Here is a 24,575-nt window from a genome sequence, read left to right as displayed (position 1 = left end):
TTACAAAGATGTGTAGATTATGAATACGATTATTTTAGGAATAGAGTCGTCTTGCGACGATACATCGGCAGCAGTTGTCCGGGACGGAGTAATGTTGTCAAATGTTATTTCAAGCCAAGCGGTGCATGAGGCATTTGGAGGAGTAGTCCCGGAACTGGCGTCGCGAGCTCATCAGCAAAATATAATTCCGGTAGTCTCGGAAGCATTGAAACGTGCCGGAGTGAAAAAGGAGGAATTGAGTGCTATCGCATTCACAAGAGGACCGGGACTGATGGGATCCCTATTGGTGGGAACTTCTTTTGCAAAAGGTTTTTCATCAGCTTTGGGTATTCCCATGATTGATGTAAACCATTTGCAAGCTCATGTGTTGGCCCATTTTATAAAAGAAAGTGAAGATGATAATCATCAGCCGGATTTCCCATTTCTTTGTTTATTGGTATCGGGAGGAAATTCTCAAATAATAAAGGTAAATTCTTATAAGGATATGGAGGTTATTGGTCAAACAATAGACGATGCTGCTGGAGAAGCATTTGATAAATGTGCGAAAGTCATGGGACTTCCTTATCCGGGGGGGCCTATAATAGACCGTTTAGCAAAAGAAGGAAATAAAGATGCATTCCATTTTAATAAACCTCATATTCAAGGATACAATTATAGTTTTAGCGGTTTGAAAACATCATTCCTATATCTATTGAGGGATCGTCTTAAAGAAGATTCTAACTTTGTAGAAAAAAATAAAAGTGATTTATGTGCATCTTTACAAGCCACAATAGTGGATATATTGATGGATAAATTACGAAAAGCTGCTAAAGATTTGAAAATAAATGAGGTTGCTGTTGCTGGAGGAGTATCGGCTAATTCTGCAGTACGGGGTGCATTTGAAGAACATGCTGTTCGCTATGGATGGAAAATACATTTACCTAAATTTTCGTTTACGACAGATAATGCAGCTATGGTAGCTATCACTGGTTATTATAAGTATCTTGATAACGATTTTTGTTCGATAGATGTGACACCTTTTGCAAGGGTTGAGTTATAATTATGGGGTATAATACGATTTTTTATTTTATACTGTTTTTTGTTATTGTAGAGTATTTAATTCAACAAAGCTTGTCTATGTTGAATAGACGTGCAGCATCACCGTCTCTGCCTTTGGAGCTGGTAGGATTGTATGATAAAGAGAAATATGCCGAACAGCAACGATACTTTGCTGAGAATAATCGGTTTGGGAGTATTGTGAATACTGCGACGATATTGGTAATATTGATACTGCTGTTTGCTGGTTTATTTGGGTGGCTTGATGAGTGGACGCGGGAGATTACTTCCGATTCATTGTTGTGGAGTACATTGCTTTTTTTCGGTATATTGTTTTTGGCGAATGAGCTATTTTCTTTGCCATTTGAGGTATATGATACTTTTGTCATCGAAGGCCGATTTGGATTTAACAAAACTACCCCGAAAACATTTATTGCCGATCAGCTAAAGTCATTGTTTGTGAGTTTGATATTAGGAGGAGTGTTATTAACAATCATAGTGTTGTTATATGGATGGTTGGGGCATAGATTTTGGGTGGTTGCGTGTGGTGTGGTAATTGTTTTTATACTGTTGTTAAATATGTTTTACTCTCAATGGATTGTACCGTTATTTAACAAACAAACACCATTGGGAGAAGGTGAGTTACGTACTGAAATAGAGAGTTTTGCAAAACGTTCTGGCTTTTGTCTCGATAATATTTTTGTTATTGATGGGTCGCGTCGGTCGACGAAAGCAAATGCTTATTTTAGTGGGTTGGGGTCACGTAAGCGGGTAGTTTTGTATGATACGTTGATTGATGAGTTGACAACGGAAGAGATTGTTGCAGTATTGGCTCATGAAATAGGGCATTATAAACATCGTCATACATTGCAGATGCTTGTTGTATCGGTCCTTAATGTATTTCTAATGTTTTATCTATTTTCATGGACTCTTGATAATATACAGTTTGCAGAAGCACTGGGTGGAAGTCGTCCTTCATTTGCACTATCATTGGTGTCCTTTTCTTTATTATATACTCCTATAGGTTTAGTTACAGGAGTATTGATAAATGTTCTTTCACGGAAGAATGAATATCAGGCCGATAGTTTTGCAGGTCGGTTTGGTTTATCTGAAGCATTAGTTAGTGGATTAAAGAAGATAACAGTGAAAGCTTTATCGAACTTGACCCCGCATCCGTTATATGTAAAAGTATATTATTCGCATCCTACTTTACTGCAGCGTATAGCGAAGTTGTATAAAATGGGAAAAAAATGAATGTAGAGATTGTCGTTATTGGAGATGAGCTGTTAATTGGGCAAGTGGTAGATACCAATTCTAATTGGATTGCCCGGGAAATGAATAAAATAGGTTGGGAAATTACTGAAATAACAACTGTTCGCGACAGGGAAACAGAAATGCTTTCAGCCTTTGAACAGGCTTTTTCTAGGGTTGATATTGTTTTGGTTACAGGAGGATTAGGACCTACCAAGGATGATATAACCAAACAGACATTATGTGAATTTTTTGGAGGAAAATTAGTTTTAGACGAGTCTGTACTTAGAGATGTAGAAGAATTATTGGCAAAAAGAAAATTGAAAATGAATGCTTCTACGCGTAGTCAGGCAATGGTGCCAGATGTATGTACTGTAATTCAAAATGCAGTAGGCACTGCTCCGGTAATGTGGTTTGAAAAAGGAGGGAAAGTATTAGTCTCAATGCCGGGTGTACCTTTGGAAATGAAACATGTAATGGTTAATGAGGTAATACCTCGTTTAGTGGCAAGATTTCATGATGATAGTTCTATTTTACATTATACATGTTTGGTAAAAAATTACACAGAATCTGCGTTATCAGAGTTTTTGACTGATTTTGAAGCGCAGTTGCCGGAATGTGTAAAGCTTGCCTACTTACCTAATCCGGGAGTTGTACGACTAAGGCTCACTGCACGTGGGAGAGGTGGAGAAAATCTGCAGCATCAGCTTGATGTCCAGATATCGAAGTTAAATACATTACTCGGAGATAATATATTTTGTCACCAAGATACGACAGTGGCAGGTGCTGTAGGACTCTTGTTGAAAAAGCAGCATAAGACTATTGCGACAGCAGAGAGTTGTACAGGAGGAAATATCGCCCATCAGCTTACGCTTATTCCTGGCTCATCAACTTATTTTAAGGGGAGTGTGGTATCTTATGCCAATGAAGTAAAAGAGCGTGTTTTGGGAGTAAACAAAAATGATATAGAGATTTATGGAGCCGTAAGTCAACCTGTAGTGGAACAAATGGCTCGTGGAGTGCAACGTTTGGTGGATACTGATTGTGCAATTGCTGTTTCAGGAATTGCAGGACCTGGGGGAGGGACACCAGAAAAACCGGTAGGAACAGTTTGGATTGCTGTTGTTTGTGGAGACAAATTATATAGTGAGATGTTTGTATTTGGTAACAATAGAGAGTATAATATAGAGCGAGCTACTCATCGTGCCCTTTTGGCTATGGTAAAAATGTTAACGGAAAATTAGTTCCCATTTCGTATTTGTAGCTCAATTCAAATTTTTTATATCATTGCTGATAAAATTTTTCAGATAATGAAGATACGAGTTTATATAGATAGTAAATCCGTTGAGCAATATTTGACTACAGAAATAGAAGTAAATTGTTGATTTTTATATCTATATGTATAGAATATTTTTGTGTAATATATTTACAAAGAAAAGTACTTCTTTTAAATGGTAAAAAAAGAAAGCTTATTTTTTATTATCACACTTTTTTATACCTTTGTGAAGGAAAGCATTGTAGTACATACTTTTAAACTGTAAGCAGTCCAGATTGATGTATGATATATGCATATATTAAGGTAACCTGGTATTTTCAGGAACGGTTTTTCATGAATCATTATTAACTTTTTCATTATTAAGGGAATGGGATTATTTAACTTTTTCTCTAAAGAAAAGAAAGAAACTCTTGATAAGGGCCTTTCTAAGACCAAGGAGGGGGTATTCTCTAAATTGGCAAGAGTTGTCGCTGGCAAGTCAAAGGTCGGCGATGAAATTCTCGATGATTTGGAGGAAGTACTGATTACTTCAGATGTAGGTGTAGAGACTACTTTGCGTATCATAGAGCGTATAGAGAAGCGGGTATCTCGTGATAAGTATGTGAATACTTCGGAGTTGAAAAGTATGCTTCGTGAGGAGATTGCTGCATTGCTTACTGAAAATAATATTGAGGATGTGCCTGAGTTTACAATTGCTACCGATAAGAAGCCATATGTGATTATGGTAGTTGGCGTAAATGGTGTAGGTAAAACTACAACTATAGGTAAACTGGCTTATCAGTTTAAGAAAGCTGGGAACTCTGTGTATTTGGGAGCTGCTGATACTTTCCGTGCGGCAGCTGTTGAGCAGTTGGTCATTTGGGGCGAAAGAGTAGGTGTTCCGGTTATCAAGCAGAAAATGGGTTCAGATCCTGCTTCGGTTGCTTTTGATACATTGAGTTCTGCAAAGGCAAATAATGCGGATGTTGTGATTATTGATACAGCTGGACGTTTACATAATAAAATAAACCTGATGAATGAACTTTCTAAAATAAAGAAAGTGATGGAGAAAGTCATACCTGGGGCACCACATGAAGTTTTGTTGGTACTTGATGGCTCTACAGGACAAAATGCTTTTGAGCAAGCTAAGCAGTTTACAGCAGCAACAGAAGTGAATGCTCTAGCTATAACAAAGCTTGATGGTACGGCTAAAGGTGGTGTTGTTATTGGTATTTCTGACCAATTTAAAACACCGGTGAAATACATCGGATTAGGTGAAGGTATAGAAGATTTGCAAATTTTCAGGCGAAAAGAATTTGTAGATTCTCTTTTTGGAGACGAATAAATGTAAAGAATCATAGGCCGTGGAAACGATGCGGGAAATGTTTTTTCTCGTGTTGCTTTCACGGCTATTTTATGATGTTAATGAAGGAAATAATGATAAAAAATAGAGTTGATATAATAACTTTGGGATGCTCGAAAAATCTGGTAGATTCTGAGCAATTGATGAAACAATTTGAAGCTGCTGGTTATATAGTTAAGCATGATGCCGAAAAAGTGACAGGAGAGATTGTGGTAATAAATACTTGTGGCTTTATAGGAGATGCTAAGGAAGAATCTGTAAATATGATTTTAAATTTTGTCCAGGCAAAAGCTCAGAAAAAAATACGCCGTTTATATGTTATGGGCTGTTTGTCGGAACGTTATATGAAGGAACTTCGTGGGGAGATTCCTGAGGTAGATAAGTTTTATGGTAAATTTGACTGGAAGAATTTGATTGCAGATTTAGGCAAAACGTATCGAAACGATCTATGTATTGATAGAGTACTGACTACACCATCGCACTATGCTTATGTAAAGATCAGTGAAGGTTGTAATCGCTGCTGTTCATATTGTGCTATACCGATTATAACAGGGCATTATCATTCTCGTCCAATAGAAGAAATATTAGATGAAGTGTCAAAGTTGGTACGAGACGGAGTTAAAGAGTTTCAGATAATAGCTCAAGACCTTACTTACTATGGAATGGATTTGTATAAGAAGTGGAAATTACCTGAATTAATTGATCAAATGGCCCAGATATCAGGTGTAAAATGGATACGCCTGCATTATGCTTATCCTGCTAAATTTCCATATGAATTATTACCGGTGATGGCTCGTCATGATAATATATGTAAGTATTTGGATATAGCATTGCAGCATATTAGTGATAATATGCTTGATAGAATGCATCGTCATGTAAATAAAGTAGAGACTTATGAGTTGCTGAATCGTATTCGTAAGGAAGTTCCAGGGATACATATACGTACAACGTTGATGGTTGGGCATCCAGGGGAGACAGATGATGATTTTGAAGAATTGAAACAATTTGTAAAAGATATGCGTTTTGAGCGTATGGGTGCTTTTGCTTATTCAGAAGAAGAAGGTACATACTCTGCTAATCATTATAACGATGATATTTCGGAAGAAGTAAAGCAGAAACGTTTAGATGAGTTGATGGCATTACAGGAAGAAATTGCGACAGAAATAAATAAAGCAAAAGTTGGGCAAGTATTACGGGTAATAATAGACCGGGAAGAGGCTGAATACTATGTTGGGCGTACCCAATTTGATTCACCGGAAGTGGATCCAGAGGTTCTCGTTATAAAGAATAAAATTTTAAATCTTGGGGAATTTTATAATGTAAAAATAACTTCGGCGCAGCCGTTTGATTTATTTGGTGAGATAGTATAATTAAAATTTGATATTTATGTCCGAACAACATGTGACAAATATTGAATTATCACGGGCTATTATGCTCTGCCTGAAAAAGGGAATTCCCTTTTATGCTTATCGTTTGCCTGATGATATAGAATTGTATTTTGGAGCGCAAGGTGATTCAGAAGTTCGTTCCTTTAGAAATTTTTCAGATATAACATCCTCTCCAGGTTTTATTTTTTCGCCCTTTGATATTCAAAGCGATACCCTGGCTTATTATTTGCGTGGAGATATTCGTTTGGCAGACAAAGATGGCTGGAATCGATTACATGCCCTTCCGAATATGGAATATAATGTGAAAATAGGAGAATATGTAGATATTCCTTATTCTATTTATTCAGAGCAAGTGATGAAGATGGTAGATTATTTTCGTTCTGGTAGATTAAAAAAAGCCGTGTTGTCACGGCCGATTACAGTGGCATGTAATGTCAACGTTGCAGAGATATTTTTGCAGATGACGACATTGTACCCTTCAGCTTTTGTATCTTTAATTTTTATTCCAGGTAAAGAACTTTGGCTGGGGGCTTCACCAGAGACGTTATTGTCTAATCGTAATGGGATGGTAGAAACTATGTCTTTGGCTGGGACAAAATGTTCAGATGATAGAAGTTCATGGGGAGATAAGGAACAAGACGAACAACAAATTGTAACAGATAGTATAAAAGTAATATTATCACGGTTGTCTGGAGGCCAACCGGATATATCTGGAACGTTTACGCGAAATGCAGGGAAAGTATCGCATCTTTGTACGTTATTTCGCTGTCATATATCTTCGAAAAACATGGATGCCTTACTTCAAGAGTTACACCCTACTCCTGCAGTTGGAGGATTTCCTAAAAAAGATGCGATACAGTTAATTCGTGAAACGGAGACATATGATCGTCGGTATTATGCCGGATATTTAGGACCGGTGTTAGATAAGAATAATTTTGATTTATTTGTCAATTTGCGTTGTATGGAAATTTTTTCCAACTGTGTACATGTATATGTAGGTGGGGGTATTACGAAATTTTCACAACCCCAGTTGGAGTGGACTGAGACGGAAATCAAATCAAGAACGATGCTTGACTTGATAAAATAATAAGGCAAATAATTTATGTGTACTATTTTTATAATTCTCAGGAATGGAGACTACAGATAAAACCGGATGTAAGATATTAGTAGAACTTTTAGTTCAAAAAGGAATAAAGCGAGTAGTATTATCTCCAGGTTCACGAAATGCTCCGTTAATTATTGCATTTGTTCGAGAGCCTCGTATAGAACATTTTATTGTGTTAGATGAACGGAGTGCTGCTTTTATCGCATTGGGTATGGCACAGCAGAGTGGGGACCCTGTAGTTTTAGCTTGTACTTCAGGGACAGCATTACTTAATTATGCACCAGCTGTTGCTGAGGCCTTTTATCAGCATTTACCATTAGTTGTTATATCTGCCGATCGCCCTGAAGAATGGATTGATCAGAATGATAGCCAGACAATTCGTCAGAGGGATGTATTTCGTAATTATGTGAAAGCTTCGTATTCATTTCCGGCAGAGATTAATTGTAATGATGAACATTGGTATATAAATCGAATGATAAATGAAGCGGTTAATTTGTCCCAGGATGGATTGCCTGGTCCGGTACACATAAATATTCCTTTACGAGAGCCATTATATAGGGTCAAAAATTATGAAAATTCGGAATTAGAAAGAACAGTAAACACATTATATGCAGAACAACAGATAGGGAAGGAAATGATGGCCGAGTTGGCAAATACGGTTGCTAGTTATAAAAAAGTGATGGTATTAGCGTCTTTTGGTACACCAGATATGACTCTAAATAAAGCTTTAGAGGCGATTGCCGATTGTTGTAATATTGTTGTATTGACAGAAACGGTTGCAAATTTGTCTTCTCACAAATTTATTCAAACGATTGACCGGGTTTTATCAGCTATGACGCAAGATGAGAAAAAATCTTTAGCTCCAGAATTGCTGATAACGTTTGGCGGCTCTTTAATTTCTAAGATGGTGAAGACATGGTTGCGCAATTATCGGCCGATAGAACATTGGCATATATCTCCCAGCAATCATATCGTAGATACTATGCAATGCCTTACGAGGCATATAGCAGTGCAACCATATGGTTTTTGGAGACAACTTTCTGGTTGTATAAAAGATGGCGGTAGTAATTATGCCGAATTGTGGCAAAATTTAAAGTTACGAGCAACTTATTCGCATTCAAAGTATATTGATACCATACCATGGTGTGATTTAAAAGCTTTTTCTCAATTGCTTCCCGCAATACCGGAAGGTACTGTTTTACAGTTATCTAATAGCACCCCAGTACGTTATGCTCAATTATTCGAGTATGAACAAGTGAAGCGTGTTGATTGTAATAGGGGAACCAGTGGCATAGATGGTGCTACTTCTACTGCAGTAGGAGCTTCGTGGGTAAATGAAGAAAAGACAATTTTTATCACGGGAGATATGGGTTTTTTGTATGATTCGAATGCTTTATGGAGTCATTATGTTACACCGAAATTGAAAATAGTAGTGATGTGTAACGATGGCGGAGGAATCTTTCGTTTTATACAAGGACCATCTGAATTACCAGAATTAGAAGAATTTTTTGAGACTTATCGTCAAGTTGATGTAGAAGGATTTGCTCGGTTACATGGATTCTCTTGTTGGTCGGTATTTGAAGAACAAGCTTTACAAAATGTTTTACCTGCTTTTTTTGCAGAAAAAGAATCAGCTTCAATTTTAGCTGTACATACACCTCGAGAGGTAAATGACCGTATATTGAACGGATATTTTAAGCGGAAATAAATTTTATTTCAGAAGATGATATTTCAGAATTATATTATTCAATGTAGATGTTTTGTATCTATATTTGTTGACCATAAATGTTTTCCTCAAATTATATTTGGAGCATGAGTAAAAAGTCTATATTGTTATTTGTTTGTAGTCTTTTTATATTATCTGTATTTTCTCAAGCAAAATTATTAGTAGATTTCCAGCAAAAGGGGGCTTCTGTCTTTCCGAGTATGTACGGAATATTTTTCGAAGAAATTAATCATTCAGGAGATGGAGCTTTATATGCTGAATTGATTCAGAATCAAGGTTTTGAAGAGTATGTATTTACTGAGTTTGGGTTGTGAGTATAGAAACGGTTTTCCTGAAGGTGCACGAGCGATTGGGGGATATGATTATAAGTCGAAAAAAATCGTTATAAAAGTTTTGAATGGAATGGGAGGAACTTTCCTAAGATATCGTACTAAACACCTATAGGGTTTCAGAAAAGTCGTGTTATTACATTATATGCAGTTTCGGATAAATTAGAAAATTCGTTTGATTATCAAAAATTAATTGTTCCGATACAGACGATATCTAAAGATTTTCTGATAATTTCTTACAAATCTTTAGGCCTTATTCTTTTACAATATTGAGAGTAAAAGCCAAAAATGTTGATGTATAAATAAAAATTCCAGAGCTTATAATGGGCTATTATAAATTCTCTGGAATTATAAAAGGTAAGTGACTATTTATTATAAACCGTTACTTAATAAATGCTATTAAAGGTCAACAGCCCCTTTTACAACATCCGCCTTTATGATGATGTCTATTGTGATGTTGTTCGCAGCAATATCCTTTATGATTGCAATCTTTGCATTCGTTACAGTCCTTATTGTTTTTGCAATCACTACAGTTAGAACAATCAGTGTTACATTTGCAATCTTTGCATGTACATTTTTTACAACAACATTCGATCTTTTCTTTGTTTTTGTCATCTTTTTGTGCAGATATTTCAGTTGCACAAAGTAAAGAAAATGCGAAAATGAAACTTACTAAAATCTTATTCATATTAAAATAATAATTTATTAATTAACAGATAAATAATGTTGCAAATGTATAGAAATATATTATTAAAAACAATATTAGTATTGTTAATATATTTCGATTAATGTTAGATAATATAGGTAAGATTGTGATTACAAAATGAAAGATTATATGAAAAAAATACACCAAAGAAAAATATTTTGATGGATTCTATTTGCAAATTTCAATTTTTGAAGTACATTTGCAAAAAGCAAAGAAAAAAGTTATGATATTTGTTACATTACATCATACGCATCATCATTACTTGACTCTGTAAGAGGTGAGCTGTGGATGTGTTATATATAAAAATATTTATCAAAAGGCTTACCTTATATAAGGTAAGCCTTTTTGTTATAAGAGAAATTTTAACTTTAAAAAAATAATAGAAAGATGTTACGAATTGCGATTCAGGCTAAGGGCCGTTTGTATGAAGATACGATGGAATTATTGACCGAGGCAGGTATAAAATTATCATCTGCAAAAAGAACGTTGTTGATTCCGGCTCGGAACTTTCCGGTAGAGATTTTATTCCTGAGAGATGATGATATTCCTGATTCTGTAGCTTCTGGAGTTGCAGATATTGGCATTGTTGGCAGAAATGAATTTATGGAGAAAGGAAAAGATGCTCAAATTCTTAAAAATCTTGGATTCAGTAAATGCCGTTTGTCCTTAGCGATTCCGAAAGATATAGAGTATTCCGATATAAATTGGTTCGAGGGGAAGAAGATCGCAACATCATATCCTGGCATATTGAAAAATTATTTGCAGAAAAATAATATCAATGCCGATATTCATGTAATTACAGGTTCTGTAGAAATTGCTCCAGGAATAGGCCTTGCTGATGCCATTTTTGATATTGTGAGTTCTGGTAGTACTTTGGTAAGCAATAGGCTGAAAGAGGTTGAAATAGTAGTTGAGTCTGAGGCTGTTCTTATTGGCAATAATAATCTTTCAGATGAAAAAAAAGAAATATTAGAAGAGTTGATTTTTCGTATAGATGCGGTACAAGCGGCAGATGACAAAAAATATATTTTGATGAATGTACCGAATAAAAATCTTGAAGAAGTTTTAAGTGTATTACCAGGAATTAAAAGCCCTACGATAATGCCGTTGGCCCAAGAAGGTTGGAGCTCTGTACATACAGTATTAAATGAGAAGTGCTTTTGGGAGATTATTAACAAATTGAAACAGGCTGGGGCAGAAGGTATATTAGTGTTAAATATTGAAAAAATGGTGTTATAAGCATTTTCTTATGGAAGTTATAAAATATCCTTCGAAAACAGAATGGAAAGCGATTGTCTCTCGGCCTCATTTAGATACTCTTTCATTACATAATACTGTAACTGAAGTGTTACAAGAAATTAAAGAGAGGGGGGATGAAGCTTTACAATTTTATACAGAAAAGTTTGATGGTATAAAGTTGAGCGATATAGAAGTTTCAGCTGAAGAGTGGGATGAAGCTGATAATTTGGTGCCGTCTGACCTGAAAGTAGCAATTGAAAATGCTCGTGATAATATAGCTCGTTTTCATTCCTCTCAGTCTATTTCTATAAATAAAGTAGAAACCTCTACTGGAGTTATATGTTGGCAGAAGCCTGTAGGTATTGAAAAAGTTGGGCTTTACATCCCAGGGGGAACAGCTCCTTTATTTTCCACAGTACTTATGCTGGGTGTTCCGGCCCGTATTGCAGGATGTCGGGAGATAATTATGTGTACACCCTGTAATAGTAAAACAGAAAAAGTACATCCGGCTATTCTTTTTTCTGCTCGTGCTGCTGGAGTTAAACGTATATTTAAATTAGGCGGTATTCAGGCCATTGGTGCAATGGCATATGGTACCGATAGCGTACCAAAAGTGTATAAAATATTTGGTCCGGGTAATCAGTATGTGACTGCAGCTAAACAGATTGTAAGTCTGAGAGATGTTGCAATAGATATGCCGGCAGGTCCGTCAGAGGTAGCAATAATAGCCGATGCATCGTCAAATCCTTCATTTGTGGCATCAGATTTTCTTTCTCAAGCTGAACATGGCGCAGATAGTCAATCTATGTTGTTTACTGTTGATGAGTCTATTATTATACCGGTGCAAGAAGAGATTGAAAAACAATTGGCTTTGTTGCCCCGTAAAGAGTTGACAAAAAAGTCTCTTATGCATAGTAAAATTGTAGTGGTAAGGGATATAGATGATTTGATAGAGCTTACTAATGAATATGCACCGGAACATCTTATTATTCAAAGTTCAAACTATATGCAATTAGCTGAACGCATAGTCAATGCTGGTTCTGTCTTTTTAGGTCCATATACTCCGGAAAGCGCTGGAGATTATGCCTCGGGTACAAATCATACGTTACCAACCAGTGGATATGCAAAGGCATATAGCGGGGTGAATCTTGATAGTTTTCTTAGAAAAATAACGTTTCAGGAGATTACACGAGAAGGATTACAGAATCTGGGTAAAACTATTGAAGTTATGGCTGCAAATGAGCATCTTGATGCACATAAAAATGCAGTATCAATACGTTTAAATAATCAATAAATACGATGAAAATAGATTTGAATAAGCTTTTACGCCCTAATATACGTCAATTAAAACCGTATTCATCAGCAAGAAATGAATTTAAAGGAGAAGCTTCTGTTTTTCTTGATGCTAATGAAAACCCTTTTAATCCTCCATATAATCGTTATCCTGACCCTTTGCAATGGGAGGTAAAAGAAAAAATAGCTCAAATAAAGGGTGTTTCCCCTGAAAATATATTGTTAGGAGTAGGAAGTGACGAACCGATAGATTTATTGTTTAGAGCGTTTTGCCGACCGGGAATCAATAATGTAGTAGCTATAGATCCTACTTACGGTATGTATAAAGTGTGTGCCGATATTAATGATGTAGAATATCGGCCTGTCGTGCTTAATGAAGACTTTGATTTCTCTCCGGATAAATTATTAGATGCCTGTGATGAAAATACAAAACTAATATTTCTTTGTTCTCCTAATAATCCGACAGGGAATGCTTTATCTGTGACAAAAATAGTTGAAGTTCTCACCCGTTTTTCAGGTATAGTCATAGTAGATGAGGCTTATATCGATTTTTCTTCACAACCGTCTTTTTTAAAGAAATTAAATGAATATCCTAATCTGGTCGTATTGCAAACATTCTCCAAAGCCTGGGGAAGTGCTGGTATACGTTTGGGAATGGCTTTTGCATCTTCGGAAATTATTAGCATATTTAATAAAATAAAATATCCATACAATATTAATAAACTGACACAAGAACATGCTCTGATACTTTTGTCTCATCAAGACCAAGTTCGACTATGGGTTAAAGACCTTATTGATGAACGAAATGAGCTTGCTCGACAATTAGCTGCATTTTCTTTTATAAATAAGATTTATCCAAGTGATGCAAATTTTTTATTGGTGAAGACCAATGATGCTCAGCGATTATATAATTATTTAGTAACAAAAGGGATAATTGTTCGTAACCGAAGTAATATTACACTTTGTATGGGATGTATACGTATTACTGTAGGTACATCCGAAGAAAATCAGATATTACTTGATGCTCTGAAAGAATATACATTTTAGGAAAAATTGAGAATATTATTTTTTGAAAAGGGTGGTGAATGAAAAAGTCATATTTGAAAGATTGTTAGACACTTCTATATAAGGAGAAGATATATGGTAAAACGTGCATTATTTATAGATCGAGATGGAACTTTGGTTGTCGAGCCCCTTGTTGATTGTCAGCTTGACAGTTTGGAGAAATTAGAATTTGTCCCTGGAGTTTTTCGCAATTTGCATTTTATCAGAGAAAAGCTTGATTTTGAGTTGGTAATAGTTACAAATCAGGATGGATTAGGTACGACATCATTTCCTGAAGATACCTTTTGGCCTGCACATGAAAAAATTTTGCAAGCTTTTAAAAATGAAGGTGTTATATTTGATGATGTTCTTATTGACCGTTCTTTCCCTGAAGATAATTTGCCAACCCGGAAGCCTGGAGTAGGAATGTTGGAAAGATATTTGGAGGGCGATTATGATTTGATGCATTCGTATGTGATTGGAGATCGTATTACAGATATGCAGCTTGCTCAAAATTTAGGATGTAAAGGTATTTTATTTGCTATGCCGGGAGAAGGAGAACAGAAAATTGAAGAGTCAGGCTTGAGTGATACGTGTGTACTTATAACAAACAGTTGGGATCGGATTACAGAATTTTTATTTGCCGGTGAGCGTCGGACAGAAATGGTACGAAAAACATCAGAGACCGATATTTATATAGCGCTTAATTTAGATGGTCATGGTAAATGCAATATAAATACAGGGTTGGGATTTTTTGATCATATGCTTGAGCAGATTGGGCGGCATTCGGGTATAGATCTTACGGTAAAAGTAAAAGGAGATTTATATGTTGACGAGCATCATACAATAGAAGATACCGCTATAGTTTTAGGTAATGCTATAGCTCAGGCGTTAGGTGATAAACGGGGGATAGAGCGTTATGGTTTTTGTTTGCCGATGGATGATTGTTTATGTCGTGTGGCATTAGATTTTGGTGGACGTCCATGGCTAGTATGGGATGCGAAATTCAAACGAGAAAAGGTTGGAGATATGCCTACAGAGATGTTTTTCCATTTTTTTAAATCATTAGCTGATTCGGCTCGTATGAATCTGAATATTTACGCGGAAGGGGAAAATGAGCACCATAAAATAGAGGGAATATTCAAAGCGTTCGCTCGTGCTATTAAGATGGCTATTCGTAGAGATATATTTCATTATGAGTTGCCGAGTACAAAAGGAACTCTTTAGAAAAGAGTATTTGGTATGGATGATTTGTTCAAATAGATATAGGAGTTTCTCTCTTCGCTGATTATTGATTATATTTGTACAATTAAAATGATAAATAGAGAGAAACCTATGATAGCAAGAGAGTGGCAGAAAATAAAAGATTACGACGATATAAAGTTTGAATATTTCGAAGGTATCGCTAAAATTACAATAAATCGACCTGAAGTATATAATGCATTTCGTCCTCAAACGAATTTTGAAATGCTTGATGCGATGTCGATTTGTCGTGAACGGAACGATATCGGAGTGATTATATTGACAGGGGCTGGTGATAAGGCTTTTTGCTCTGGAGGAGATCAAAAGGTGAAAGGCCTCGGTGGATATATCGATGAAAATGGAGTACCGCGTTTAAATGTACTTGATCTGCATAAAGCTATTCGTTCTATTCCTAAGCCGGTGATTGCTATGGTGAATGGGTATGCTATTGGAGGGGGACATGTATTGCATGTGGTTTGTGATTTGACGATAGCAGCTGATAATGCTCGTTTTGGGCAGACCGGTCCTAAAGTTGGAAGTTTTGATGGAGGATTTGGATCTTCTTATTTAGCTCGATGTGTAGGTCAGAAGAAGGTTCGGGAAATTTGGTTCCTATGTCGCCAGTATACTGCTAAAGAGGCAGAAGATATGGGTATGGTAAATAAAGTAGTCCCTTTTGATAGACTTGAAGACGAAACTGTAGAATGGTGCCAAACGATTTTAAAACGTAGTCCGATGGCTATACGGATGATAAAGAGGGCATTAAATGCTGAACTTGACGGACAGAGAGGTCTGATGGAGTTTGCTGGAGATGCTACATTGATGTATTATTTGATGGAAGAGGCTCAGGAGGGGAAAAAAGCTTTCTTGGAAAAACGTGATCCAGATTTTCAGAAATTTCCTAAATTCCCTGGATAAGAATATACTATGTTAAGAGCCGCTTATACTCGTTATATACTCCAGTTTAAAACACCTAGTGGGACCTCTAGAGGTATTTTGCATGATAAAGAAACTTGGTTTATAAAAATTTGGGATGATACAAATCCTCACTGTTACGGTGTGGGAGAATGTGCTTTATTTCGAGGATTAAGTGCAGACGATGTGCCGACTTATGAATCTAAACTTTATGATGTTTGTAGACAGATTGACAATTTGCAGATTGATAGTTTGAAATCATGGAGTTCTATACGATTTGGTGTAGAAACAGCTTTAGCCGATTTACGTAATGGAGGTCATCATGTCATTGTAGATTCTTCTTTTGTTAGGGGAGAAAAACCTATAGAGATAAACGGATTGATATGGATGGGCAATAAAACCGTTATGCGGCAGCAAATTGAAGATAAACTGAATCATGGATTCCGTTGTATTAAATTAAAAATTGGAGCTATAGATTTTGAGTCAGAATTATCTCTTTTGAAGGAAATCCGTTCCCGTTTCAGCCAGAGTGTTATAGAACTAAGAGTTGATGCGAATGGAGCCTTTTCTACTGAAGAAGCGTTATTTAAATTAGATGCGTTGTCTCGTTTTGGATTACATTCGATAGAGCAGCCTATTCGTCAAGGGCAATGGGAAACTATGTCTAAGTTATGCCGAAATACCCCTATCCCGATAGCATTAGATGAAGAATTAATCGGGATAAATGATGTATCCCGGAAAATAGAGATGTTAGAATTGATAGCACCTCAATATATTATTTTAAAACCGGCATTAGCCGGTGGTTTTTCGGGGTCTGAAGAATGGATTTCTGTAGCACAGAAAAAGAATATTGGTTGGTGGATAACATCAGCTTTAGAGTCGAATATCGGTCTGAATGCGATCGCACAATGGACGAGTGCATTAAATCCTGTCATACCTCAAGGTTTGGGCACTGGACAGTTGTACAAAAATAATATAGAGTCTCCTTTAGTGCAGCAGAGTTCGGTATTGACATATGATAGAAAAGCTAAATGGGATCTGAGTAATTTATCATGGAGATACGATTAAATCATATATTGTGTCACACAATAGAAGAGGTAAAAGATGCCGGTGGATATGAAATTGCTGATTTTTTGGATGAATGGAGCTCTTTCGGAGATACAGTATCAGGTCAGACATCTGGATCAACCGGTATTCCTCAAAAAGTCGAGTTACAAAAAGAAGATATGATAGCTTCAGCTCGATTGACAAATGATTTTTTTGGAATAAATGCTTCTTCATCGATGTTTCTATGTTTATCTCCAAATTATATTGCCGGCAAAATGATGCTTGTCAGAGCAATGATTGCTGGAGCTGATTTAATTACAGTAAAGCCTTCATCATCTCCTCTTGTAGGAATAGATATTCCTCTTGATTTTGCAGCAATGGTTCCGATGCAGGTTCAGGAATCTTTAAATCATGATTTTACTCGAGAACGACTAAAGAATATAAAGTCATTGATAATAGGAGGTGCTGCAGTTTCTTCATTATTGGAGCGAAGATTAGCTGAACTGCCTATAAGGAGTTATGCTACATACGGTATGACCGAAACTGTATCTCATGTTGCTTTACGAAACTTGGACGGGAAAACAAAAGAGTATGCAGCTATAGGAGATGTTTGGTTCTCTCAAGATGCAAGAGGGTGTTTAATAATTAATGCTCCACATTTGAGCCATAGAGTTTTTGAAACTAATGATGTAGTACAATTAATTGACAATTATCATTTTATATGGTTAGGCCGATATGATAATGTTATTAATTCAGGAGGAGTGAAATTATTTCCTGAGAAAATTGAACAAAAAATATCTCCGTTTGTTTCTTCTCGTTTCTTTCTAACATCACAGCCAGACGAACGTTTTGGAGAACGATTAGTATTAGTCATTGAAGGGAAAAGGTGGGATAGAGAGAAAGTAGAATTATTTAAGAAAAAAATTGCTCATGTATTGACACCTTATGAGTGTCCGAAATTAATTTTGTTTAAGGAGCATTTTCAAGAAACATATTCAGGAAAAATAATTCGGAGGATTGATTAGAATGGTGTTTTTTTACACATTCTTGCTGTTCTTAAAATCTTTTATGCAGATAACCCATTTATAATTGCCGAATTTATTTATAATAAAAGATGGCAATTTGTTTATATGTAATATGTCGACAAGTTTAGAGCGGAAATAATCGAGTAATGCACATATACAGAAAATACTGATAGTTACAAATAATAGTAGAGGCAAAAGAAAGTATGAATTAACATATTCCGTTCCATTGATCCAGTGTTCCCATATGAGATCTCGTATGTAAGGGTTATCATGTATTAAATAGATGCCGAAAGTATAGGGGGCTATTCTTGTAATAAAATGTATAAATTTATTATTGGAGAAGGAATGATATTTAATCCACATAAATAATAATGCAGAAGAAAAAAATGTTATTCCGTTATAATTTGTTATAAAGTCATAAACGGGTTTTTGTCCTAAGAATTCATAGTGTATGTATATGTTTATTGCAGAAAAGATTGTCAATAAAAGACATAATGAAATAAAATATATACCAAAATGTTTCACATGCTTTAATGGTTCATATAAGCGGATATATGAGGCTATAAAAAATAAATAAATAAACCAGAATAGGTTTTGAGAACCAGAAAATATGTTGCCATAAGGTATGCCTCTAAACAAGTCTAAATTGAGGATAGATAAAATAATTATCAAGATTTGGAAATCCCTCTTTTTCAATGAAAAAATTAGCCGAGAAAGAAAAGGTGCGAGTACGACCAATGCTATATAATTAGTAACGAACCAATAAATATTGTATTTAATCGGAAAGGCTGATTTTATTATTTCTTTAATCTCTATTGTTGTACTTCCGAAAAAATATATCAGTATACAGATGAAAAAAGAGTAAAAAAATGTTTCGCCCCAGATTTTTATAATCCTATTGAACCGAAATTCTGATTTTATTAGAAAATAGCCACTAATAAGAACATAGCAGTTTACCCCTACAGCACTAATGTAAGATAAAAATTTTGTTCCAAAAAAGTTTATAATACCGGGTGTTGACAGAATAGGTATATTGGGATTTGAATTGTATAAAATATGTGAAAGTCCATGAAATAAGAAATGCCAAATGATTATAAATATCATTGCAATTACTCTTAGAATTTCATAATTAGGTTGCCTGTTAATATATATTATTATAATACAAATATATTAAAATAAATACAATAGAGTTGTTTTATAAACAGAAAGTAAAAATATGTTTATCATGAATATCGTTTGGGATAGCGAAATAAAATTGCAAATAATGCTGCAATACCCATCAATACAGGATAATAGAGGTAACGAATAATTTCAAGAGGGGAAACTTTTGCCAGAGATGCTGCCATAAGCATTTGAGCTCCATAAGGGATTATCCCTTGTATAAGGCAAGAAAAAGTATCGAGTATACTGGCTGATTTTCGTTTATCAACATGAAATTTTTCAGCAATATCCTTTGCTATTCCTCCTATGGTAATAATCGCTATAGTATTATTGGCCGTACATAAATTGGCAAAACTGACCAGACCAGCGATACTGAGTTCTGCACCTCGTTTGCTTTTTATTTTTTGGGTCATTTTTTTGATGATATAGGCTATTCCTCCATTAAATCGAATCATTTCAAGCATTCCTCCAGCCATTAGTGTGATGATAATGAGTTCACCCATACTTAATATACCTTCACCCATTGCTCCCAACCAGTCAAAGAAGTCAAATCCTGATGTAAATATACCAGTAATGCCAGTGACAACGATACCTAAGATAAGAACTGTCATTACGTTTATTCCTGCAATAGCTGTACACAATACAACAAAATATGGAAGTACTTTTACCCATTGCACAGAAACTGGCTGTACTGATGTATGTACCTGTGTCCCGTAAAAAATATAATATATAAGTACAAGAATGGCAGCTGGTATTACTATCATACTATTTACTTTAAATTTATCTTTCATCAGGCATCCTTGAGTTTTGGTTGCAGCGATTGTTGTGTCGGATATGAAAGAAAGATTATCTCCAAAGAATGCTCCACCAGCAATAATTGCAACAATAAAAGGAATATCCAGTCCAATCTTTTCTGCAATACCGACTGCGACAGGTGTTAGTGCTACAATCGTCCCTACTGATGTTCCAATAGATAGGGATATGAAACACGCAGCGATGAACATTCCAGCTAATAGTAGATTATTAGGTAGTATTTGTAATGTAAGATTTACAGTCGCATCAATAGCACCCATGCTTTTAGCCAATTGGGCAAATGCTCCTGCTAAAATAAAAATCCAAATCATCAACATAATATTTCCATTTGTAGCTCCGGCGGAGAAGTGTGCAATACGCTCATTTAATGTTTTACCTCGTGATATGAGGATTGAAAAAGCAGACGATATCAGAAATGCAACAGTTATGGGAACTTTGTAGAAATCATTTATTATGATAGAAGTAACAAGATAAACACTCAAAAAAACAAATAGAGGACTCAGTGCAAATAGGCTAGGTTTACATTGTATAGTGGGAATGTCTTCTTGCTTTTTATTCATAAAATTAAATTATTTAAACTTTATAACAAAAATCTAAAGGGAAAAATACAAATTTAGTAATAAAAAAATAAATACAGAGTGTAGTTATGATTTTGGGTTATTGTTCTTATTTTTACCTTTGATTTCATATTAAATGATATATTAGAGAATCATTCTTAATTAAATATATTACAAACAAATGTTGTAATCAAAATTTATATCATTCTCGTTTGGGGAGGAAATAGTGAGACAATCTGAATTTCTTATATAACGTTTGTATGACAAATATATTAGAACACCCAAAATAATTTTATGTTTTTTATAATATAAAAAAATTACGGTAATTTTTTACCGTAATTGTCTGATATATAGATTTATTTTATCTTGAGCCGCAAGCCGGAATCGAACCGGCGACCTTTTCATTACGAGTGAAACGCTCTACCGACTGAGCTATTGCGGCGAAAACGGTGCAAATGTAGTACTTTTTTCGAAAAATACCATTTTTTTGTACACCAATTTTCCCATTTGGGTTGATTTATATCAATATTTTTTGATACTGTATATAAGCTTTATTTTTATATTTTCTGTATCTAATTCAATCTGAGATGGTTTGGCTATATATGGGGTCATAGCAGTGATTGTTTCAGTGCTGCTACTTGATGATGATTCTGTTGTTATATCAACAGGAACTAATATCATATCCTCATTTGCATCAGGATTATCAGTATTAGGATTTTTTTCCATAATACTAGTAATAAAACCTCGGATATTCCCGAAATTGTACACATGATTAGTTGCATCATATGTTGCGTAGAAATAATTTTTACTATCAGGTAATAGTTTATCGCTGAAGAAAATATTTTTACTGGTTTCTACTAACTTATTATCGCTATTATATACTTTCCCTCCTTTACGCATAAATAATAAATAAGGAGGAGGAACGACTCCGTGTTCGTTTGTTCCTGGATCAATAACAGGAATAGAGAGTGTCACAGCATTTAGCAGACATACGATATCCTCTTTATCTTTTTTGGCATTCTCATATGCTTCAATAATTTTACGAGTTGGAAATTTGATTTCTGCATCATAACCTATCGGGCCTTGTATATATACCTTCCCTTGGGTTATAGCCTTTTCTATATTGGATGCAACGTTCGCTTGTATCAAGTTGATGGATGGTACAGCATTGGTAAATACATATCCGGCAGTTGATGTTGAAATAACGGAATCTCTTAGAATATTTCCTTCATCATCTTTAATTGTTATGAAATTTCCTTCTGAATCACGCACTTTCTTTTTGTAACACCATCCCATGATGGTTTCACTGATGTTGGATATGGAACCTGTACCATAAGTGTTACGTGCATATAATCCTGGAAATATTTTTTTGAAATAGTCAATGTCCATCATTTGATCAGGATTTGCTTTATAAGCATTATATAGACGGTCTTTTAATTCGTCAGATAATCTTACTTCTATAGTCTTGTATCCTGCATAGTAAAGAGAATCGGGTATGTTTAAATTAGATGCGGAATAGCTGCATTGGCCTATAACTTTGGATAAGTCGACATATCCTTCTGTTTCAGGGTCTATATTGCTATATAAGCGTGTTGGTAATTCTTTATCGAGTTCGTATACACTTATCTGCATAGGAGCTAAAGAGTCACCTATAAATGCATCACTTTTATAAGTAAATGTAACAATAAGTGAATCTATTTTATCTTGATATATTGCATCTAGGTCTAATTCATTATAGGGAACTAATTGTGTCATGAACCCAGAACGTAAGGAGCCATATTCGGGAATATTCATTGCTCCTAACATTTGTGTTAAGGTTCTGTTTGGTATTGCTTCGTTTGGGATGGATTTTATGGAAAGATTTTCACTAAAAGTGGAATCTTCTATTATGTATATAACAGTATCGTCAATTGAAGAGCCTATTTGATTAAGATCATCATTGCATGAAGCAACCATTGCCGTTATTAATGCAAGGGGAAGTATCCATTTAAGTTTCATATTTTCCTGTAATTTTTATTTATTGGCATTTTCCCATACCACATCGTAGAAATCATTATATGCATCGATGTATGTTTCTGAATTTTGATAAGGGAGGAATGGAATTCCAGCCGATTGAGCATAAACTTGTATATCAGGATTTATAGTTTGACTGGCTTGTATTATTCCGTCAGAATAATCGATTGCCAGTTTTGTAAGAGTCGTACAATCGACCGAATCTTCAGGCTTGAATTTTAAATCTGATAATTTTATTTCATCCTGTATCAGTTTATTGGCAAATCCTGCTTTGAAAGGAACTTTATAATCGTTATCATAAACAGAATATACGATTTTTGAGTTTCTGAAAGAAGGGTCTTCTGCATATACCCGTTTAATATATAAAGGAGCTAACGCTGTTATCCATCCGTGACAATGGATAATATCTGGGACCCAACGTAGTTTTTTTACTGTTTCCATAACACCACGGACATAGAATATACTCCGTTCGTCGTTGTCTTCGAATTCGACGCCATTTTCATCTTCTATTGTAAATTTTCGCTGGAAATAGTCATCATTATCGATAAAATATACTTGCATACGGGCTGCTTGGATAGAGGCAACCTTAATTATAAGCGGATGGTCGGTATCATCTATAATTAGGTTCATACCTGACAGGCGTATAACTTCGTGTAGCTGATTTCTGCGTTCGTTAATATTGCCATACTTGGGCATGAAAGTGCGTATTTCTCGTCCTCTTTCCTGGATTCCTTGTGGTAGATTCCGGCAGATGGTGGCGATTTCTGATTCCGGTAGATACGGAGTAATTTCTTGTGTAATAAATAATACCTTATTGGCTTTCATCTGTCTAAGTCCTCTTATCTCAATAATTATTTTGCAAAGATAATAAAAAAATTATCGTAAATCTCCAAATATTAGAAGTATTAACATGCAAGAAAGTAATAAAGCCCATTTTTTTATGGTTGTGTGATAAATTGTGATTAAGTATTTAAATATATGATTAAAATAAGAATTGTAAAAAGGTGATGTTTTTTATAACAAGAATTTTTCGAGATTTTTGCTAAAGAAGATTTTGAAGTTGTTTTTCTTTTTGGAACACCTTATTTGCCAAAATAATAAATAGAAAATAGTGTTTTGTATAATATTTTTTAGTAGAATACTTCGTCATTTGGGTTTTATTTGCTTCTTTTGCATCCGATTTTAAAAAAAGCAAGATGGAAATAATTACTAAAATAGCTGATTTGCAGCGAAAAATAGTTGCAGTTAAGGCTAATGGAGGTAAAGTAGGTCTAGTCCCTACTATGGGAGCACTGCATAATGGACATTTACAGTTAGTGAGACGTTGTGTCGCTGAAAATGATTGTTGTGTAGTAAGTATTTTTGTAAATCCTACACAGTTTAATGATAAAAATGATTTATTACATTACCCTCGAACGTTGGAGGCTGACTGTGAATTGTTGCGCTCGGTAGGCTGTACTATTGCTTTTGTTCCATCTGTAGAGGAAATGTATCCGGAAGAAGATACCCGGGTGTTTGAGCTTGGCCCTGTAGCGGAAGTGATGGAAGGAAAATATCGTCCAGGTCATTTTAATGGAGTGGCTCAGATTGTAAGTAAATTATTTTATGCAGTCACCCCTGACCGGGCTTATTTTGGAGAAAAAGACTTTCAGCAGATTGCAGTTATTCGTTCGATGGTGAAATTGATAAATTCTCCGGTAGAAATTGTTGACTGTCCGATTGTTAGAGAAGAAGATGGTTTGGCTCTTAGTAGCCGCAACCGTAGATTGACTCCGGAACAAAGAAAAAATGCATTAAATATTTCTGCTACATTGTTTAAAAGTCGTATCTTTGCTCAAAATCATACTGTTGCAGAGACACTTGCTTTTGTAGTAGATACAATAAATGCTGTTGACGGATTGGAGGTCGAATATTATGAAATAGTTGATGGGCGTACTTTGCTACCGGTAGAAAGTTGGGACCAAACAGATTATGTTGTTGGATGCGTCACAGTGTATTGTGGAGAGGTACGTTTGATAGATAATGTTATTTACCATCGTTGATAGATGGTATGGAAATTATTGAAATA

The 24,575-nt window shown here is 35.2% G+C and carries 21 protein-coding genes and 1 tRNA gene; 16 read left to right on the top strand and 6 right to left on the bottom strand.

What is annotated here, in order from left to right; genetic code table 11:
* The first annotated feature begins 19 nt into the window (after positions 1-19).
* From tsaD to Cop2CBH44_RS07775, 8 genes are all read left to right on the top strand, one after another.
* Complete coding sequence (gene tsaD, locus Cop2CBH44_RS07810) at positions 20-1,039, top strand: tRNA (adenosine(37)-N6)-threonylcarbamoyltransferase complex transferase subunit TsaD (RefSeq protein WP_044225459.1); 1,020 nt, start codon at positions 20-22, stop codon at positions 1,037-1,039.
* Between the two features lie 77 nt (positions 1,040-1,116).
* Positions 1,117-2,289 (top strand): M48 family metallopeptidase, encoded by a 1,173-nt coding sequence (locus tag Cop2CBH44_RS07805; RefSeq protein WP_246469190.1) that lies wholly within the window; start codon positions 1,117-1,119, stop codon positions 2,287-2,289.
* The gene (locus Cop2CBH44_RS07800) at positions 2,286-3,530 is read left to right on the top strand and encodes a competence/damage-inducible protein A (protein WP_021932056.1); all 1,245 of its coding nucleotides are present in this window, start codon (positions 2,286-2,288) and stop codon (positions 3,528-3,530) included. The genes Cop2CBH44_RS07805 and Cop2CBH44_RS07800 overlap by 4 nt, the downstream gene beginning before the upstream one ends.
* Before the next feature lie 399 nt (positions 3,531-3,929).
* The gene (gene ftsY / locus Cop2CBH44_RS07795; protein WP_021932057.1) at positions 3,930-4,886 is read left to right on the top strand and encodes a signal recognition particle-docking protein FtsY; all 957 of its coding nucleotides are present in this window, start codon (positions 3,930-3,932) and stop codon (positions 4,884-4,886) included.
* Positions 4,887-4,978: 92 nt separating this feature from the next.
* Entirely contained in the window at positions 4,979-6,274 is a 1,296-nt protein-coding gene (gene rimO, locus Cop2CBH44_RS07790; RefSeq protein ID WP_021932058.1) for a 30S ribosomal protein S12 methylthiotransferase RimO, read from the top strand.
* 16 nt (positions 6,275-6,290) lie between these two features.
* Complete coding sequence (locus tag Cop2CBH44_RS07785) at positions 6,291-7,379, top strand: chorismate-binding protein (RefSeq protein WP_021932059.1); 1,089 nt, start codon at positions 6,291-6,293, stop codon at positions 7,377-7,379.
* A gap of 43 nt (positions 7,380-7,422) precedes the next feature.
* Positions 7,423-9,105, top strand: coding sequence for a 2-succinyl-5-enolpyruvyl-6-hydroxy-3-cyclohexene-1-carboxylic-acid synthase (gene menD / locus Cop2CBH44_RS07780; RefSeq protein ID WP_200755851.1), 1,683 nt, complete (start codon positions 7,423-7,425; stop codon positions 9,103-9,105).
* Positions 9,106-9,209: 104 nt separating this feature from the next.
* The gene (locus Cop2CBH44_RS07775) at positions 9,210-9,437 is read left to right on the top strand and encodes a hypothetical protein (protein WP_200755850.1); all 228 of its coding nucleotides are present in this window, start codon (positions 9,210-9,212) and stop codon (positions 9,435-9,437) included.
* Between the two features lie 414 nt (positions 9,438-9,851).
* On the opposite strand, the gene Cop2CBH44_RS07770 is transcribed toward Cop2CBH44_RS07775, so the two are convergent.
* A complete protein-coding gene (locus Cop2CBH44_RS07770; RefSeq protein ID WP_021932062.1) occupies positions 9,852-10,067 on the bottom strand; it encodes a hypothetical protein in 216 nt (71 codons plus the stop codon).
* 478 nt (positions 10,068-10,545) lie between these two features.
* Between Cop2CBH44_RS07770 and hisG the strand changes: the two genes are divergently transcribed.
* The 7 genes from hisG (at position 10,546) to Cop2CBH44_RS07735 (ending at position 17,963) form a co-directional block, all read left to right on the top strand.
* Positions 10,546-11,397, top strand: a complete 852-nt coding sequence (hisG, locus tag Cop2CBH44_RS07765; RefSeq protein ID WP_021932063.1) for an ATP phosphoribosyltransferase — start codon at positions 10,546-10,548, stop codon at positions 11,395-11,397.
* Between the two features lie 10 nt (positions 11,398-11,407).
* Positions 11,408-12,691 (top strand): histidinol dehydrogenase, encoded by a 1,284-nt coding sequence (gene hisD / locus Cop2CBH44_RS07760; RefSeq protein ID WP_200755849.1) that lies wholly within the window; start codon positions 11,408-11,410, stop codon positions 12,689-12,691.
* 5 nt (positions 12,692-12,696) lie between these two features.
* A complete protein-coding gene (gene hisC / locus Cop2CBH44_RS07755) occupies positions 12,697-13,737 on the top strand; it encodes a histidinol-phosphate transaminase (protein WP_021932065.1) in 1,041 nt (346 codons plus the stop codon).
* Positions 13,738-13,830: 93 nt separating this feature from the next.
* A complete protein-coding gene (hisB, locus tag Cop2CBH44_RS07750; RefSeq protein ID WP_200755848.1) occupies positions 13,831-14,961 on the top strand; it encodes a bifunctional histidinol-phosphatase/imidazoleglycerol-phosphate dehydratase HisB in 1,131 nt (376 codons plus the stop codon).
* A 108-nt stretch (positions 14,962-15,069) separates the two neighbouring features.
* The gene (gene menB, locus Cop2CBH44_RS07745) at positions 15,070-15,894 is read left to right on the top strand and encodes a 1,4-dihydroxy-2-naphthoyl-CoA synthase (RefSeq protein WP_021932067.1); all 825 of its coding nucleotides are present in this window, start codon (positions 15,070-15,072) and stop codon (positions 15,892-15,894) included.
* Positions 15,895-15,903: 9 nt separating this feature from the next.
* Complete coding sequence (locus Cop2CBH44_RS07740; RefSeq protein ID WP_200755847.1) at positions 15,904-16,959, top strand: o-succinylbenzoate synthase; 1,056 nt, start codon at positions 15,904-15,906, stop codon at positions 16,957-16,959.
* Positions 16,944-17,963: an AMP-binding protein gene (locus tag Cop2CBH44_RS07735; RefSeq protein WP_200755846.1), complete on the top strand. Its 1,020-nt coding sequence runs from the start codon at positions 16,944-16,946 to the stop codon at positions 17,961-17,963. Before Cop2CBH44_RS07740 ends, Cop2CBH44_RS07735 begins: the two co-directional genes overlap by 16 nt.
* Positions 17,964-17,975: 12 nt before the next feature.
* On the opposite strand, the gene Cop2CBH44_RS16715 is transcribed toward Cop2CBH44_RS07735, so the two are convergent.
* The 5 genes from Cop2CBH44_RS16715 to Cop2CBH44_RS07710 all read right to left on the bottom strand — a co-directional run bounded on the left by Cop2CBH44_RS16715 (position 17,976) and on the right by Cop2CBH44_RS07710 (position 23,332).
* Positions 17,976-19,085, bottom strand: coding sequence for an acyltransferase family protein (locus tag Cop2CBH44_RS16715; protein ID WP_420838991.1), 1,110 nt, complete (start codon positions 19,083-19,085; stop codon positions 17,976-17,978).
* A 101-nt stretch (positions 19,086-19,186) separates the two neighbouring features.
* On the bottom strand, positions 19,187-20,497 hold the full coding sequence (locus tag Cop2CBH44_RS07725; protein ID WP_200755844.1) for a Na+/H+ antiporter NhaC family protein: 1,311 nt from the start codon (positions 20,495-20,497) through the stop codon (positions 19,187-19,189).
* A gap of 366 nt (positions 20,498-20,863) precedes the next feature.
* Positions 20,864-20,936: transfer RNA gene (locus Cop2CBH44_RS07720), tRNA-Thr, on the bottom strand.
* Between the two features lie 80 nt (positions 20,937-21,016).
* Entirely contained in the window at positions 21,017-22,492 is a 1,476-nt protein-coding gene (locus Cop2CBH44_RS07715; RefSeq protein WP_021932073.1) for a DUF4270 family protein, read from the bottom strand.
* Positions 22,493-22,507: 15 nt separating this feature from the next.
* On the bottom strand, positions 22,508-23,332 hold the full coding sequence (locus Cop2CBH44_RS07710) for a glycogen/starch synthase (protein WP_021932074.1): 825 nt from the start codon (positions 23,330-23,332) through the stop codon (positions 22,508-22,510).
* Between the two features lie 371 nt (positions 23,333-23,703).
* On the opposite strand from Cop2CBH44_RS07710, the gene panC reads away from it, so the two are divergent.
* On the top strand, positions 23,704-24,549 hold the full coding sequence (panC, locus tag Cop2CBH44_RS07705) for a pantoate--beta-alanine ligase (protein WP_200755843.1): 846 nt from the start codon (positions 23,704-23,706) through the stop codon (positions 24,547-24,549).
* Positions 24,550-24,575: the final 26 nt, after the last annotated feature.

Origin of the sequence: Coprobacter secundus subsp. similis (assembly GCF_015097275.1) — a bacterium.
In the GTDB taxonomy this organism is placed as follows: Bacteria; Bacteroidota; Bacteroidia; order Bacteroidales; family Coprobacteraceae; genus Coprobacter; species Coprobacter secundus.
The sequence above is the reverse complement of the archived record's forward strand: the minus strand, read 5'-3'. Positions and strand labels throughout refer to the sequence as shown.

Coding starts and splice junctions, on each gene's coding strand:
- ftsY (WP_021932057.1), top strand. CDS start 3,930: ATGGGATTATTTAACTTTTTCTCTAAAGAAAAGAAAGAAACTCTTGAT.
- Cop2CBH44_RS07740 (WP_200755847.1), top strand. CDS start 15,904: ATGTTAAGAGCCGCTTATACTCGTTATATACTCCAGTTTAAAACACCT.
- Cop2CBH44_RS07725 (WP_200755844.1), bottom strand. CDS start 20,497: ATGAATAAAAAGCAAGAAGACATTCCCACTATACAATGTAAACCTAGC.
- rimO (WP_021932058.1), top strand. CDS start 4,979: ATGATAAAAAATAGAGTTGATATAATAACTTTGGGATGCTCGAAAAAT.
- Cop2CBH44_RS07715 (WP_021932073.1), bottom strand. CDS start 22,492: ATGAAACTTAAATGGATACTTCCCCTTGCATTAATAACGGCAATGGTT.
- menD (WP_200755851.1), top strand. CDS start 7,423: ATGGAGACTACAGATAAAACCGGATGTAAGATATTAGTAGAACTTTTA.
- Cop2CBH44_RS07775 (WP_200755850.1), top strand. CDS start 9,210: ATGAGTAAAAAGTCTATATTGTTATTTGTTTGTAGTCTTTTTATATTA.
- hisC (WP_021932065.1), top strand. CDS start 12,697: ATGAAAATAGATTTGAATAAGCTTTTACGCCCTAATATACGTCAATTA.
- Cop2CBH44_RS07805 (WP_246469190.1), top strand. CDS start 1,117: ATGTTGAATAGACGTGCAGCATCACCGTCTCTGCCTTTGGAGCTGGTA.
- tsaD (WP_044225459.1), top strand. CDS start 20: ATGAATACGATTATTTTAGGAATAGAGTCGTCTTGCGACGATACATCG.
- Cop2CBH44_RS07710 (WP_021932074.1), bottom strand. CDS start 23,332: ATGAAAGCCAATAAGGTATTATTTATTACACAAGAAATTACTCCGTAT.
- Cop2CBH44_RS07785 (WP_021932059.1), top strand. CDS start 6,291: ATGTCCGAACAACATGTGACAAATATTGAATTATCACGGGCTATTATG.
- hisB (WP_200755848.1), top strand. CDS start 13,831: ATGGTAAAACGTGCATTATTTATAGATCGAGATGGAACTTTGGTTGTC.
- menB (WP_021932067.1), top strand. CDS start 15,070: ATGATAGCAAGAGAGTGGCAGAAAATAAAAGATTACGACGATATAAAG.
- hisD (WP_200755849.1), top strand. CDS start 11,408: ATGGAAGTTATAAAATATCCTTCGAAAACAGAATGGAAAGCGATTGTC.
- Cop2CBH44_RS07770 (WP_021932062.1), bottom strand. CDS start 10,067: ATGACAAAAACAAAGAAAAGATCGAATGTTGTTGTAAAAAATGTACAT.
- panC (WP_200755843.1), top strand. CDS start 23,704: ATGGAAATAATTACTAAAATAGCTGATTTGCAGCGAAAAATAGTTGCA.
- Cop2CBH44_RS07800 (WP_021932056.1), top strand. CDS start 2,286: ATGAATGTAGAGATTGTCGTTATTGGAGATGAGCTGTTAATTGGGCAA.
- Cop2CBH44_RS07735 (WP_200755846.1), top strand. CDS start 16,944: ATGGAGATACGATTAAATCATATATTGTGTCACACAATAGAAGAGGTA.
- hisG (WP_021932063.1), top strand. CDS start 10,546: ATGTTACGAATTGCGATTCAGGCTAAGGGCCGTTTGTATGAAGATACG.